Source organism: Peribacillus sp. TH16 (assembly GCF_016651095.1).
Classification (GTDB): domain Bacteria; phylum Bacillota; class Bacilli; order Bacillales; family DSM-1321; genus Peribacillus; species Peribacillus butanolivorans.
This window is the reverse complement of record NZ_JAEKEM010000009.1, coordinates 996,650-1,011,016: the sequence shown is the minus strand read 5'-3', so window position 1 is coordinate 1,011,016 and position 14,367 is coordinate 996,650. Positions and strand designations below refer to the sequence as shown.

Below are 14,367 nucleotides of genomic sequence, written 5' to 3'. Positions count from 1 at the left end.
CAATATGAAAGTAATGAAAGAAAGATTAGATGTATTACTAGTAGAACAAGGCTTAGCTGAAACGCGTGAAAAAGCTAAGCGTATGGTTATGGCAGGTCTTGTCTATGCAAATGAAGAGAGATACGAAAAGCCGGGAGAAAAAGTACCGGTTGATCTTGAATTAACGATTAAAGGGAAAGTAATGCCTTACGTTTCAAGAGGTGGCCTCAAACTAGAGAAGGCATTAAAAGAATTCGATTTACATGTGAATGGAAAAGTTCTCCTTGATATCGGTTCATCTACTGGAGGCTTTACTGATTGTGCTTTACAAAATGGTGCCGTCATGTCTTATGCGCTTGATGTAGGGTATAATCAACTAGCTTGGAAGCTTAGACAGGATGAAAGGGTTAAAGTAATGGAACGGACCAATTTCCGGTACGTCACTCCAGCCGATCTCGATGGGAAGATGCCAGACTTTGCAAGCATTGATGTTTCTTTTATCTCGCTCACGTTAATTTTACCGGTTCTAAAGACCTTGCTTGTACCCAAAAGCGACGTTGTAGCCCTAGTTAAACCGCAATTTGAAGCTGGGAAGGATCAAGTCGGCAAAAAGGGTATTGTTCGTGAACCCAAGATCCATAAAGAAGTGTTAAATAAAATAATTTCTTTTGCAAAAAAAGAAGGCTACGATATTAAGGATGCCTCCTTTTCTCCGATTACAGGTGGCGATGGAAATATTGAATTTTTGCTTCATTTATATTGGGAAGGGTCGAAAGTAGATGGAGACCTAATGCTCTCAAAAACGGTTGATGACATAGTTGGAGAAGCACATGCCCAGTTTAAAAAAGAATAAATAGAACTATGTATGGCTCCTTTAGCTGAATGGTTGGCTGAAGGAGCTTTTTCACTTTAGGAAGTGAAAGGCAAAAGGCCCTCGAATTATAGGGGGAGTTTACATTAAGAAATTTAAGAACAAAATATAGACATGTTATGTATTTTTGAGAAAAAGTTGTACAATTGCATAAAAATCCGATAACATTAATATTAGCAGCATCCTATAGCGTCAAATCTGTACGCAAGGGGCGTTGTTAAAGGCAAGATAGATGTGTTTATAATGCGGAAGCAACGCCTGCTTGGCAGCTTGCTTAAACGCTTATATAACGGTTATTTACTAAATTAAATTAGCCACAGTCGAGAAGAGGTGCTTCTACTTATGAATAAGGGACAACGACATATAAAAATCAGGGAAATTATTACGAATAACGATATTGAAACTCAAGATGAGCTAGTTGAAGAACTGAAAATTGCTGGATACAATGTTACTCAGGCTACTGTATCAAGGGATATTAAAGAGCTCCACCTTGTTAAGGTCCCGTTAACAGACGGAAGGTATAAATACAGCTTACCAGCCGACCAACGCTTCAATCCACTTCAAAAATTAAAGAGAATGCTGATTGATGCTTTTGTTCGCATTGATGCGGCAAATAATTTGCTTGTTATGAAAATGCTCCCGGGAAATGCCCAGGCAATCTGTGCATTAATTGATAATTTAAATTGGCAAGAAATACTCGGAACAATCGGCGGCGATGACACATGTTTAATTATCTGCCGTTCTGAGGAAGATGCGAAGATCATTTCCGGCAAATTCTTGGACATGCTCTAATAATTTTGTGAGGTGACCTAGTTTGTTAACAGAACTTTCGATTAGGAATTTTGCGATCATTGACAGCTTGTCTGTTTCATTTGAAAAAGGCCTGACTGTATTGACCGGCGAAACAGGGGCAGGGAAATCCATTATCATAGATGCCGTTCATTTATTGGTTGGTGGCCGTGGTTCGGCAGAGTTCATTCGACATGGTGAGTCGAAGGCCGAAATAGAAGGGCTCTTTCAAATTGATGATGACAAACATCCGGTCTTTGCCAAGGCTGAAGAATTTGGCTTGGATATGAATGATGGGATGGCTATCCTCCGAAGAGATATCTCACTCAGCGGCAAGAGCGTCTGCCGGGTAAATGGAAAGCTCGTAACGATTGCAATTTTACGTGAGATAGGACGGACTTTGATAGATATACATGGTCAGCATGAACATCAGGAATTAATGGATGAACGACTCCACCTTCCTTTGCTTGACCAGTTCGGCGGCGAAAAAGTTGCTTCAGCTCTTGCCGAATATCAAAAGTTATTTAAACGGTATGAGACAGCTTCTAAACAACTGAATAGTTTAAGTCAAAATGAACAGCAAATGGTTCATCGTCTCGATTTAATCCAGTTTCAATTCGATGAAATTCAGAAAGCGGATTTGAAACTACGCGAAGATGAAGAATTGATGGAAGAACGGAAAAAAATTAATAATTTCGAAAAAATTCATGAAGCGTTGCAAACCAGCTATAATGCTTTAAATGGAGAGCAACATGCAATTGATTGGCTATCCGTGGCCATGAATAACCTAGAAGAAGCAGCGGGTCTCGATGAGGGTTTAAAAAATAGCTCGGAAACTGTTTCAAATAGCTACTTCCTTCTCGAAGAAGCGGTCTCGACCATCCGAGATCAGTTAGATTCTTTGGATTATGATACAGAACGAGTCGAATTTATTGAAAGTCGCCTTAATGAAATAAATCAATTAAAACGTAAATACGGACGGACCATCGAGGAAATATTGGAGTATGGTGCTGGGATTGAAGAAGAAGTCGAAAAGCTTCAAAATCGGGAAACCCATATAGCGAAGCTTGAAAAAGAAATAAAATCTATTAAAGCTGATTTAATTGTTGAAGCAAAAAACCTGTCTGAACTTCGGCAAACATTCGCACAGCAGTTAACAAAGAAAATACATCAGGAATTAAAAGATTTATACATGGAAAAAACAATTTTCGAACCGCATTTTCTTCAAACAGCTTATACTTTCGATGAGTTATCAGACAGGGGAATTAATCAGTCGGGTCTGGATTCCATGGAGTTTTATATATCCACCAATCCAGGAGAGCCGTTAAAACCTCTTTCGAAAATTGCTTCTGGCGGAGAGTTATCTAGGATTATGTTGGCTTTGAAAAGTATTTTCTCCAAACATCAAGGCATTACTTCCATTATATTCGATGAGGTGGACACAGGTGTAAGCGGCAGGGTTGCACAATCTATTGCCGAAAAAATCTATAAAGTGGCAACGGGTTCCCAGGTACTTTGTATTTCACATTTACCACAGGTTGCGGCAATGGCAGATACCCATTTATTTATTGCAAAAAATGTTAGAGCAGGACGAACCAATACTTCGGTGAAGCCTCTTATAGAAAGTGAAAAAATAAAAGAAATTGGCAGGATGATCTCCGGTGTCGAGATTACGGATTTAACGAAGCAACATGCCAATGAATTAATTCAGCTAGCCAAAAGGTTGAAAATTACGTCTTGATACGGTCTTTATAAGAGTACTTACAACTAATCATAAGCATTCATTGTAAAGCTATCCAAAAACGGATAGCTTTTATTTTGTGCTTCTGTTATAAATGACTGTCATGAAGGCTAAATTAAAGGTGTAGCCATAAAGTGTCAGAGAGCGAGGAGAGTGAATGGATTGAAATTTGTATGGATTAACAGAATCATCGGTGGAATTCTCCTTGTTTCGCTATTAACATTAGGGTTATACCAGCCATCTCGTGAATATTTTTTAATTCCAAATCATCTTGTACTATTTGAAGGAAGTCAATATAGTATTTCCAAATCATTACCCGTTTCTGCAAAAGTTTCGGAATCCAGTGATGGGATTTCGCTTCATGATGAGCAAGCTTCAATCACGCTTGGTGCTGAGAAACCAGGTACAAATGAGGTATTACTTGATGTAGCAGGCTTGCCTGCTAAAAAGGTCGATATTAGGGTGTTAAAAGACTTTAAAGTTATGCCTGGAGGCCAATCTATTGGAGTAAAGCTTAATACTCTCGGGGTTCTCGTTGTAGGTCATCATCTAATTGATACTGAGCAGGGAAAAAAATCACCAGGAGAAAAAGCGAAAATTGAAATCGGTGATATTATAACAGAAATCAATGGTCAGACGATAAAGAAGATGGGGGATGTAACCCCTTTTGTTCAGCAGGCAGGTGAAAAGGGAGAAGCGTTAAATATTGTTATCAACCGTGATAATAAAGTGCTTCACAGTATACTCTTGCCTCTAAAGGATAAGAATGAAGGAACTTACAAATTGGGCTTGTATATCCGCGATTCAGCGGCTGGAATTGGGACGATGACGTTTTATCACCCCGATTCGAAAAAATATGGAGCACTAGGGCATGTCATCTCGGATATGGATACAAAAAAGCCAATTGTTGTAAAGGATGGGCAGATTGTTCAATCGACTGTTACGTCCATCGAAAAGGGAAGCAATGGTGACCCAGGAGAAAAATTAGCACGTTTTTCTTCTAACAAAGAAAAAATAGGAAATATTAATCGCAATAGTCCCTTTGGGATTTTCGGGAAGTTAAATCAAGATTTCAAAAATGGAATTAGGGACAATGCCCTTCCAATAACTCTTTCTCACGAAGTGAAGGAAGGACCAGCAAAAATCCTTACTGTAGTGGATGGTTCTAAAGTAGAGGAATTTGATGTGGAAATAGTCAGTTCCATTCCACAAAAGTTCCCTGCAATTAAAGGAATGGTTTTAAAAGTGACAGATAAAGAATTGCTTCAAAAAACGGGTGGGATCGTTCAAGGTATGAGCGGTAGTCCTATCATACAAAATGGGAAATTAATCGGTGCAGTTACCCATGTATTTGTTAATGATCCTACAAGTGGGTATGGTGTCCATATCGAATGGATGTTAAACGAAGCCGGTATCAATATATACGACAAAGATAATTATGAAAAGGCAAGCTAAAGAGTCAGGGTATCCATTTGGATGCCCCTTTTTAATTTAATGGGCAATGTCGGACCATTCTATCTTCATTTTATAAGGAAAATAATCAGGTTTAAAAATGATTTCTTCAAAAATTGAGGTTTTTTTGAATTGATGTGATAAAATGATAACAAAATGAAGATTTTTCGACAATCTGTTTATTCGAATAGCAAACGAAGTCGAAAACAAGAGATATCCGGAGAATAATATTGAATTCCTTATATTTTTTCAAAAATAAAAGGAATTTAGTTTCCATTGTCGAAAAGTTCAATTACAATAGAATTTAGTCATATAGAAAAAAAGACCAATTGTAGTTGAGGAGGAAATCAAGCGTGAAAAAAATTAAGGTGTGCGTTGTAGACGATAATAGAGAACTTGTTGGCCTTCTGGAAGAATACATTTCAGCACAGGAAGACATGGAAGTAATTGGGGTTGCACATAACGGTCAAGATTGCCTGGGTATGTTAGAAAACGTAGACCCGGATATTTTGATTCTCGATATTATCATGCCTCATTTAGATGGGTTAGGTGTCCTTGAAAAACTTCGTGAAGTAAAACGGGGTGCAATGCCTAATGTAATTATGCTTACTGCATTTGGTCAAGAAGATGTTACGAAAAAAGCTGTTGATTTGGGTGCGTCTTACTTTATTCTAAAGCCATTTGATATGGAGAATCTGGCCAATCATATTCGTCAGGTGAGCGGCAAAGGACAGGCTGTATTGAAAAATCATAGTCAGTTTAGTTATCGTCCTCAAAATGAATCAAAGCCGAAAAACCTGGATGCTAGCATCACAAGCATAATTCACGAAATTGGAGTGCCTGCGCATATTAAAGGCTATTTATATTTAAGGGAAGCCATTTCAATGGTGTATAACGATATTGAACTATTAGGATCGATTACAAAGGTTCTATATCCGGACATTGCAAAAAAATACAATACAACCGCCAGCCGTGTTGAACGTGCCATCCGACATGCGATTGAAGTGGCTTGGAGCCGGGGGAATATTGAATCAATTTCATCTTTATTTGGTTATACCGTTAGCATGACTAAGGCAAAACCTACGAATTCCGAGTTCATTGCAATGGTTGCTGATAAGCTTCGTCTTGAGCATAAAGCTTCTTGACAGGGGTAGGGGGAGAACCGATTGTTGAGATTTAATATTTAACAATTGACCATATAAAGGCTAGAGCCGCTAAATATATATAGTAATTCTCCGTCTAGATGATAAGCAGACATGAAGAAGTTGCTTTGTGATTTTTTCTAATCAGCAACTTCATTATTTTTAACGCTGCCGATTACAAAAATTAAGCGCCTTTTATTTATTGGATTTTACAGGAAGAATCCAATAAATAAAAGGCGTTTTTGTTTGGGGTTCGTTATAGTCTCTTAGGAAGTAATCAGAGACAGTAACATCTTGCTACTTCATTTACTATCTGAATTATTAGTTAGTCAAATATGTATGTTTTTATTTTTTCTCTCAATTTTTAGATTATAATTAGGTATATATAATTATATTCACAAAGGGGAAATATATGATATATGAGAGAAATGAGTATTTTGTATTAGAATTGGAAAATGAAATAATTTATATTACTGTTTTTCAAAAGGGTTTTTCCATTCTGCATTTAAATCCTATTTTAATAAAATTTCCACAAATCCTACTGGAGAATTTTAATGACTTAAAGGATGCCCTTGCACAAGCAAGTGGAGCGAAAATTCAAATTGGAAAACAAAAACCGACCATAGAGTTGGATATAGCTGAAGATAAAATGTCAGCTAGTGTCAAACTTAATTGTTCAAAAGAGTATCTGAAAGAGAATTATTCAATAATTATGAACAATATTTTAAAGGAGCTTCAAAGGGAGAATATTTCAGAAGGGATTTTAATGCATATATTACAAAATGGACTTAGAATCAAAGATTCAATAGTTATCGCTAAGGGAATAGAACCGGTCCACGGAAAGGATGCGGTGGTTACCTATTTCAAACAATCGGAAAGAAAACCAGCGGTTCGAGAAGATGGAAAAGCCGATTATTATGACATGAGTTTTCTCGATGAAGTAAAAAGCGGTGATTGGTTAGGAGAAAAAGTCCCGCCAACAACTGGAAAGATGGGAAGGAGCATAACAGGAGAATTTGCATTGGCTAATAAAGGGAAGAATAAGAAACTACTTTATGATCGAACAACAGTTGCTGCTAATGAAGAAAATGGAAAGATTATTCTGAGAGCATTAATTAATGGAGTTGTGGAATTTAGAGGGGGAAAGATTGCTGTTGGTGATCACCTAGTCATTGAGGGAGATGTAGGTATTGAAACAGGGAATATCGAATTTGATGGAAGTGTGACCGTAAAAGGAACGATTATTGATAATTTTTCAGTAACAGCAACCAAGGATATTTCTATTTTAAGTGAGCTTGGGGTAAGTAATGTTAAAGAAATCAAGTCAAAAGTGGGTGATGTATTCATTAAAGGAGGCATTTTTGGTAAGGGTGTGTCGAAAATTTCTGCTGGAAGAAACATCTTTGTAAAGCATGCCAATGAATGTCATATAATCGCGGGTGAAAATATACATATTGGTTCTTATTCATTGGGAAGTTTTCTGAAAGCAAAAAATATCTTCACAGATGAAAAAAAAGGAAAGTTAATCGGCGGGGTAATTGAAGCACATGGAAAAGTGAGAGCGGCGGTCATTGGTAATCGAATGGAACGTAAAACGATAATTAATGTACAAGGATTTAACCGCGAAATCTTAAAAGAGGAATTGAATAAAACATTACTTCTATACAAATCCAAAATTCAAAACCTCGAATTAGTAAAGGAAAAGCTGAAAGTATATGATATGTTTGTAGGTCAATTGAATTTAGCACAAAATTATCAATATGAACAAACAAGGAGCCAACTTGAAAGCTTGACGGCTGAAATTTTTCAATTAGATGAAAAACGAAAGTCATTAATGGATACACTCGATTCAAAAGGAGACGGGGAAATTACCATTGGTCAAATGGCCTTTCCTGATACCCGATTACAAATTAAAAGTTTGGAAAAAAAATTAAATGAACTTACAAAAGGAACTTTTTATGCAGAAAATAATTACCTGCATTTCGATTAGTTTCTATTAAATAACCGTAGTGAAATAATTTTCTGTTTCTTTTCATAAAATTGGGGATATAGCGATTTTAGGGAGAGGGGCAGATTTCATTATGACCTTAATCTTTGCTCATCGAGGATCAGCAGGAACCCATCCGGAAAATACGATGTCGGCTTTCAAAGAAGCTGCCCGAGTTGGGGCGGACGGTATTGAAACGGATGTTCAGCTCTCGAAAGATGGTGAAGTAGTCATTATTCACGATGAAAAGCTTAATCGAACAACGAATGCCTCTGGGTTTGTGAAGGACCGGACTTTAATGGAGTTAAAAACTTTTAATGCGTCCAATAGTTATAAAGGGAAATTGGGTAATGAGAGAATTCCTACGCTTGAAGAATTATTGATATGGCTAAAGAATAATCAGCTTTTATGCATTATTGAATTGAAAAATACCCTCTTTCTATATCCAGGTTTAGAAGAGAAAGTCATTAGGCTCATTCGTAGCTACGAAATGGAAGAGAGGATAATCATTTCTTCTTTTAATCATTATAGTTTAGTTAATTGTCATCAACTGGCACCTGAAATAGAAACGGCACCGCTTTACCGAGATGGTCTGTTTATGCCGTGGATTTATGCCAAGGCAATAGGAGGAAGCGCTATTCATCCAAATATCAGAGCTGCCCCTGATATCATCATTCAATCGTCGATGTGTGCGGGTGTTCCTGTACGACCATATACCATTAATAAAGAATCAGATATGAAACGATTATACAGCTTGAGATGCAGCGCCATCATCACCGATTTTCCTGAGATAGCGAAGCGGGTCAGAGAAGAATTTGAATAGAGGTAAGAAAGAAGGTGTCCATGATTCATTCATGGCACCTTCTTTTACGTTTTAAAATTTATTAAACCTCGCTTTGTACCTTATTCTGTTTCCGATCACGATGAAGAACGAATCCTGCTATAAAGGCTATCCCGCCAATTGTGATAAGCAGCCCAATTAAAAATTGTAGCCATAGGACTGGGTAGGGGGGCTGTAAAATACCAAAGACCATGTCCCGCATTATTTTTATACCATAGGCAGCGAAGGCACCAGGAATAAAAAGAACTAAAAAAGCGATTAAACGTTTCATGCAGTCAAATCCCTTCCAAAAATTCCGTCTTTAAAAAATGATAAAGGATATAAGAAATTTGTCAAGTTTCGGGAACTTAGAAAAAGCCTGGAAGATGGTGACTATTTATAGTCGATACTAATATGGTAAAATGAGGGTATATAGTATGAAAAAAATTGCAGAGATAATAAAAATTGAGAAAAAAATAGCAAAATAAAAGGGGGAATGAAAATGCAAAAAGTCATGATAGTAGGAGGAGGAGTAGGGGGGACAACGGTGTTGAAGCTCCTTTCGGAAATCGAAGAATTCTCAATTGTTTGTATGGCAGATACGAACGAAGCTGCTGAAGGTATACTTGCTGCAAAAGAACGAGGGATTTCTACTGTATCAAATTGGAGCAGTGCGCTAGATAAAGGCTTAGACATTATTATTGATACAACAGGAAATCCGTCTGTCTTTAATAAGATAAAAAAAGATATGGATGATCAAACAATACTCATTCCAGGAATCGTCGCTCATATTCTTACCAACCTATTTGAAGAGAAAAATCGTCTTATAAATAAATTGGAGAATGCTTCAGCAAAAATGGACTTAATACTTAATACAACCAGTGACGGAATGATAGTCATCGATCACAATGGATATGTCATAATGTTTAACGATAGTGCGGAACGAGTATCGAATACAAAGCGTGAATCAGTGATTGGTAAGCATATTAAAGATATCATCCCTTCAAGTGGATTACTGAGAGTAATGGAAACTAAACAGAGGGAAGAAAATCGACGGATCACCCTCGAGAATGGGATGGATTTCATCACGACAAGAATCCCTTTAATGAATGCAGAGGATGAAATTATAGGGGCATTTTCTATGTTTAAGGATAAAACGGAAGCGGTACAATTAGCTGAACAGATTACTGATTTAAAAGAGATTCAGACGATGCTTGAAGCGATTATTCACTCAAGTGACGAAGCTATATCTGTCGTTGATGATCAAGGAAGGGGGCTTTTGATCAATCCGGCATATACAAGACTTACTGGTTTAACAAAGAATCAGGTGATTGGAAAGCCGGCTTCTATAGATATTTATGAAGGTGAAAGTATGCATATGAAGGTGCTTCAAACAAAAAAGCCGGTTCGTGGTGTCAATATGCGTGTCGGTCCAAAGCATAAGGAAGTAATTGTTAATGTTGCTCCGATTATTGTAGACGGACGTCTAAAAGGGAGTGTTGGGGTCATACATGATGTTTCAGAAATTCAAGCTTTAACTCACGAATTGAATCGAGCACGTCAAATTATTAGGACTTTGCAGGCCAAATACTCCTTTGATGATATAATTGGAGCTTCTGAAGAAATGAAGCTTCCGGTTGAACAGGCGAAATTATCTGCAAGAACCCCGGCCACTGTTTTGTTGAGAGGGGAATCAGGGACAGGCAAGGAGTTGTTTGCCCATGCTATCCATAATGCGAGCGATAGGAAATTTAATAAGTTTGTACGTGTAAACTGTGCGGCAATTTCTGAATCATTACTTGAAAGTGAACTGTTTGGTTATGAGGAAGGGGCCTTTACCGGTGCGATAAGAGGCGGGAAAATCGGTTATTTTGAAGAGGCAAATCAAGGAAGTATATTTTTGGATGAAATTGGTGAATTACCAGCTAACATTCAGGCAAAATTACTTCGAGTATTGCAGGAACAAGAAATCATCAGAGTTGGTGGAACAAAGCCTATTCCAATCAATGTCCGGGTAATAGCTGCTACCAATATTAATCTTGAACAAGCCATTGGTAATGGATTATTCCGGGAAGACCTATATTTCCGGTTAAATCGCATGCCCATTCTCATTACCCCGTTACGAAAACGAAAAGAAGATATGCGAGAATTAGCGGAGCATTTAATTAATAAAATCAATCAAGAATACGGACGGAGTATTGAAGGGATTACCGAAGCAGCCATCCATAAAATGCAAATCTATAATTGGCCAGGAAACGTAAGAGAGCTGGAAAATATTTTAGGGCGAGCGATTATCTTCATGAAATTAAATGAGACAATTATAGATATACAGCATATTCCGGATTTTATCGAGGCGATTCCATTAAAACAGGATAAAGTCGTGACAAAACCTTCTACCTACGTATTGGGGAAACCGCTCTCGGAAATAATAGATCAGTATGAAGCCGAAATTATTCAGCAAGCGATATATACTCACAAGGGAAATAAAACACTTACAGCTAGGGCCCTTGGAATTTCAGTAAGAAATTTATATTACAAGATGGAAAAGTTAGAACTGTGAAGTTATTTGCGTGCAAAATATTGCATTATGTGAAATAATTTGCGTATGATTTTAGAAAATATTCTAATGTAAATTGGTTCAACTTCTAACATGAAATATTTAAAAAATATGTAAAGGTTATTATTGGCCGCTTATTAACCGGAATATTCGTTTTTAGTAAAAAGATACCTTTTATTGGCATGTAATTTGCATATTGAATAGTACATGGGTTTCTTCCGGGAACCATTCTCCAAAGGGAAAAATATCATGAAATTAGCGGATATTATTTGCATGAACGAAGTAACCCAGTAAGAATGAGGAGTAATTGTCAGCCTCTCTTATCTGTCACTTAATAAAAACATCTAGGGAGGATTCTTTTATGGAAATTTTTAAATATCTTGAAAAATATGATTACGAACAACTTCTTTTCTGTCAGGATAAACAATCTGGATTAAAAGCGATTATTGCTATTCATGATACGACTTTAGGGCCTGCTCTTGGAGGCACGCGGATGTGGACGTATGCTACAGAAGAAGAAGCCATAGAAGATGCTTTAAGGCTTTCAAAAGGAATGACTTATAAGAACGCAGCCGCTGGCTTAAATTTAGGCGGAGGAAAAACGGTCATCATCGGCGATCCACGCAAGGATAAAAATGAAGAAATGTTCCGTGCATTCGGCAGATATATCCAAGGATTGAATGGCCGTTATATAACAGCTGAAGATGTTGGAACAACGGTTGAAGATATGGATCTCATTCACGAAGAAACAGACTTCGTGACAGGTATCTCCCCTGCATTCGGTTCTTCAGGTAACCCTTCACCTGTTACTGCTTACGGGGTATATCGGGGTATGAAAGCTGCAGCAAAAGAAGCATTCGGCACTGATTCTCTAGAAGGCAAGGTGATTGCAGTCCAAGGTGTCGGGAATGTAGCTTATAACTTATGCCGTCACCTTCATGAGGAGGGCGCTAAGCTGATTGTTACGGATATTAATAAAGAGAGTGTAGCCAGAGCAGTCGAATCCTTTGGTGCAACTGCCGTAAATCCTGATGAAATTTATGGTGTTCAATGTGATATTTATGCACCTTGTGCATTAGGTGCTGTAATAAACGATCAAACGATTAATCAAATCAAAGCTAAGGTCATTGCAGGTGCAGCTAATAATCAGTTAAAAGAACCTGTTCATGGTGACCAAATACATGAAAAAGGAATTGTGTATGCTCCTGATTATGTAATTAATGCAGGTGGAGTCATAAATGTGGCTGATGAGCTTTTAGGTTATAACCGGGAAAGAGCTCTTAAGAAAGTGGAAACGGTTTATGATACCATTGAACGAGTCATTGAGATTGCAAAACGTGATAATATCCCAACCTATAAAGCAGCTGATAGGATGGCAGAGGAGCGCATTGAACGTATGCGGAATTCACGGAGTCAATTTCTACAAAATGAAAAGCATATCTTAAATGGACGAAGATGATTTAAGTTGTAAAAGATATAGATTCCTGTGTTTTTTTTTGATAAACACAGGAATTTTCAACATTGATAACGTAATAAACATAGGGCAAGTAAAAACGGTAACAACTGTTTAATAGTGAGGAGGAGTGGTTTTGGCTGAAGAATTTGACCTTGTTATCCTAGGCGGAGGAACAGGCGGGTATGTGGCAGCAATTAGGGCTGCTCAATTAGGTTTGAAAACGGCTGTCGTGGAGAAAGGCAAACTCGGCGGGACGTGTCTACATAAAGGCTGTATCCCTTCAAAAGCGCTTTTAAGAAGTGCAGAAGTGTATCAGACTGCAGTGAAAAGTGAGGAATTCGGTATTGTCACCGGGGATGTTAATGTAGATTTCCTTAAGGTGCAGGACAGAAAAAATAAAATTGTTGATCAACTTTATAGAGGGGTTCAACACTTAATGAAACAAGGGAAGATAACGGTTTATGAAGGCTTAGGGCGTATACTTGGTCCATCTATATTTTCACCGATGCCCGGAACGATTTCCGTAGAAATGAATAATGGCAGTGAAAATGAAATGCTTATCCCTCAGAATATCATTATTGCTACCGGTTCACGCCCGAAGACATTACCCGGTTTACCTATTGATGGAGAATATGTACTTACGTCTGATGAAGCACTAAAGCTAGAGAGCTTGCCAAAATCAATTATTATTGTAGGCGGGGGTGTGATTGGTATTGAATGGGCCTCGATGCTGAATGATTTTGGTGTGGAAGTAACGGTTCTGGAATATGCAGATAGAATTATCCCGACTGAGGACCATGAGATTTCAAATGAAATGCTTCGTCTTCTAACGAAAAAAGGCGTCAAGTTTGTTACAGGGGCTAAGGTATTATCGGAAACGCTGAAAATAGAAGATTCGGTATCTATTTCTGCTGAAATAAAAGGAACCACCGAGGAATTCACAGCTGAAAAAATGCTGGTTTCCGTAGGCAGATCGGCAAATGTTGAAGGAATCGGCCTTGAAAATACAGAAATAGTGAAAGAAAAAGGTTTTATCGAAACCAATGAGTTCTTCCAAACTAAAGAAACACATATCTATGCAATCGGTGATTGTATCGGTGGTTTGCAGTTGGCACACGTTGCCTCCCATGAAGGTATTACAGCTGTTGAACATATGACAGGCAATAAACCTGAGCGTATAGATTATTCGCTTATTTCAAAATGTGTATATTCAAGTCCCGAAGCTGCAAGTGTTGGTTTGACAGAAGAACAGGCAAAAAAGGAAGGCTATGACCTTAAAACAGGAAAGTTTCCGTTCAGGGCAGTAGGTAAGGCCCTCGTTTTCGGGGAAGCAGATGGTTTTGTCAAAATCATTGCAGACAAAAAAACGAATGATATCTTAGGCGTTCACATGATTGGACCACATGTAACCGATATGATTTCTGAAGCAGGTCTTGCAAAAGTACTAGATGCGACACCTTGGGAAGTAGCAAAAACGATTCATCCACATCCAAGTCTTTCTGAAGCAATCGGCGAGGCAGCGTTAGCAGTCGATGGACTTGCCATTCATTCATAAAGAATAAGGTCAGGAGGT

The 14,367-nt window shown here is 37.9% G+C and carries 11 protein-coding genes; 10 read left to right on the top strand and 1 reads right to left on the bottom strand.

Going from position 1 to position 14,367, the window contains the following annotated elements; translation table 11 throughout:
- Window positions 1–4: 4 nt before the first annotated feature.
- From JFV29_RS18855 to JFV29_RS18825, 7 genes are all read left to right on the top strand, one after another.
- The gene (locus JFV29_RS18855) at window positions 5–832 is read left to right on the top strand and encodes a TlyA family RNA methyltransferase (protein WP_053346906.1); all 828 of its coding nucleotides are present in this window, start codon (window positions 5–7) and stop codon (window positions 830–832) included.
- A 360-nt stretch (window positions 833–1,192) separates the two neighbouring features.
- Window positions 1,193–1,642: a transcriptional regulator AhrC/ArgR gene (ahrC, locus tag JFV29_RS18850; protein WP_053346905.1), complete on the top strand. Its 450-nt coding sequence runs from the start codon at window positions 1,193–1,195 to the stop codon at window positions 1,640–1,642.
- A 22-nt stretch (window positions 1,643–1,664) separates the two neighbouring features.
- On the top strand, window positions 1,665–3,380 hold the full coding sequence (gene recN, locus JFV29_RS18845) for a DNA repair protein RecN (protein ID WP_056525314.1): 1,716 nt from the start codon (window positions 1,665–1,667) through the stop codon (window positions 3,378–3,380).
- Window positions 3,381–3,542: 162 nt separating this feature from the next.
- Window positions 3,543–4,835: a SpoIVB peptidase gene (spoIVB, locus tag JFV29_RS18840; RefSeq protein WP_056525311.1), complete on the top strand. Its 1,293-nt coding sequence runs from the start codon at window positions 3,543–3,545 to the stop codon at window positions 4,833–4,835.
- 350 nt (window positions 4,836–5,185) lie between these two features.
- Window positions 5,186–5,977 (top strand): sporulation transcription factor Spo0A, encoded by a 792-nt coding sequence (gene spo0A, locus JFV29_RS18835; RefSeq protein ID WP_056525307.1) that lies wholly within the window; start codon window positions 5,186–5,188, stop codon window positions 5,975–5,977.
- Between the two features lie 409 nt (window positions 5,978–6,386).
- On the top strand, window positions 6,387–7,964 hold the full coding sequence (locus tag JFV29_RS18830; RefSeq protein WP_201185756.1) for a DUF342 domain-containing protein: 1,578 nt from the start codon (window positions 6,387–6,389) through the stop codon (window positions 7,962–7,964).
- Window positions 7,965–8,055: 91 nt separating this feature from the next.
- On the top strand, window positions 8,056–8,784 hold the full coding sequence (locus tag JFV29_RS18825; RefSeq protein ID WP_201185754.1) for a glycerophosphodiester phosphodiesterase: 729 nt from the start codon (window positions 8,056–8,058) through the stop codon (window positions 8,782–8,784).
- 61 nt (window positions 8,785–8,845) lie between these two features.
- Here the strand turns inward: JFV29_RS18825 and JFV29_RS18820 are convergent, their stop codons facing one another.
- Window positions 8,846–9,073 (bottom strand): DUF2627 domain-containing protein, encoded by a 228-nt coding sequence (locus tag JFV29_RS18820; protein WP_201185752.1) that lies wholly within the window; start codon window positions 9,071–9,073, stop codon window positions 8,846–8,848.
- 210 nt (window positions 9,074–9,283) lie between these two features.
- Between JFV29_RS18820 and JFV29_RS18815 the strand changes: the two genes are divergently transcribed.
- The 3 genes from JFV29_RS18815 (at window position 9,284) to lpdA (ending at window position 14,349) form a co-directional block, all read left to right on the top strand.
- Entirely contained in the window at window positions 9,284–11,341 is a 2,058-nt protein-coding gene (locus JFV29_RS18815) for a sigma-54 interaction domain-containing protein (RefSeq protein WP_201185750.1), read from the top strand.
- Between the two features lie 358 nt (window positions 11,342–11,699).
- The gene (bcd, locus tag JFV29_RS18810) at window positions 11,700–12,797 is read left to right on the top strand and encodes a Leu/Phe/Val dehydrogenase (RefSeq protein WP_201185749.1); all 1,098 of its coding nucleotides are present in this window, start codon (window positions 11,700–11,702) and stop codon (window positions 12,795–12,797) included.
- A gap of 130 nt (window positions 12,798–12,927) precedes the next feature.
- Window positions 12,928–14,349, top strand: a complete 1,422-nt coding sequence (gene lpdA, locus JFV29_RS18805; protein ID WP_201185747.1) for a dihydrolipoyl dehydrogenase — start codon at window positions 12,928–12,930, stop codon at window positions 14,347–14,349.
- Window positions 14,350–14,367 lie beyond the last annotated feature (18 nt).

What these genes read in the sequence shown, in the direction of transcription:
- JFV29_RS18830 (WP_201185756.1), top strand. Translation starts at nt 6,387, where the DNA reads ATGATATATGAGAGAAATGAGTATTTTGTATTAGAATTGGAAAATGAA.
- ahrC (WP_053346905.1), top strand. Translation starts at nt 1,193, where the DNA reads ATGAATAAGGGACAACGACATATAAAAATCAGGGAAATTATTACGAAT.
- JFV29_RS18855 (WP_053346906.1), top strand. Translation starts at nt 5, where the DNA reads ATGAAAGTAATGAAAGAAAGATTAGATGTATTACTAGTAGAACAAGGC.
- JFV29_RS18825 (WP_201185754.1), top strand. Translation starts at nt 8,056, where the DNA reads ATGACCTTAATCTTTGCTCATCGAGGATCAGCAGGAACCCATCCGGAA.
- JFV29_RS18820 (WP_201185752.1), bottom strand. Translation starts at nt 9,073, where the DNA reads ATGAAACGTTTAATCGCTTTTTTAGTTCTTTTTATTCCTGGTGCCTTC.
- JFV29_RS18815 (WP_201185750.1), top strand. Translation starts at nt 9,284, where the DNA reads ATGCAAAAAGTCATGATAGTAGGAGGAGGAGTAGGGGGGACAACGGTG.
- bcd (WP_201185749.1), top strand. Translation starts at nt 11,700, where the DNA reads ATGGAAATTTTTAAATATCTTGAAAAATATGATTACGAACAACTTCTT.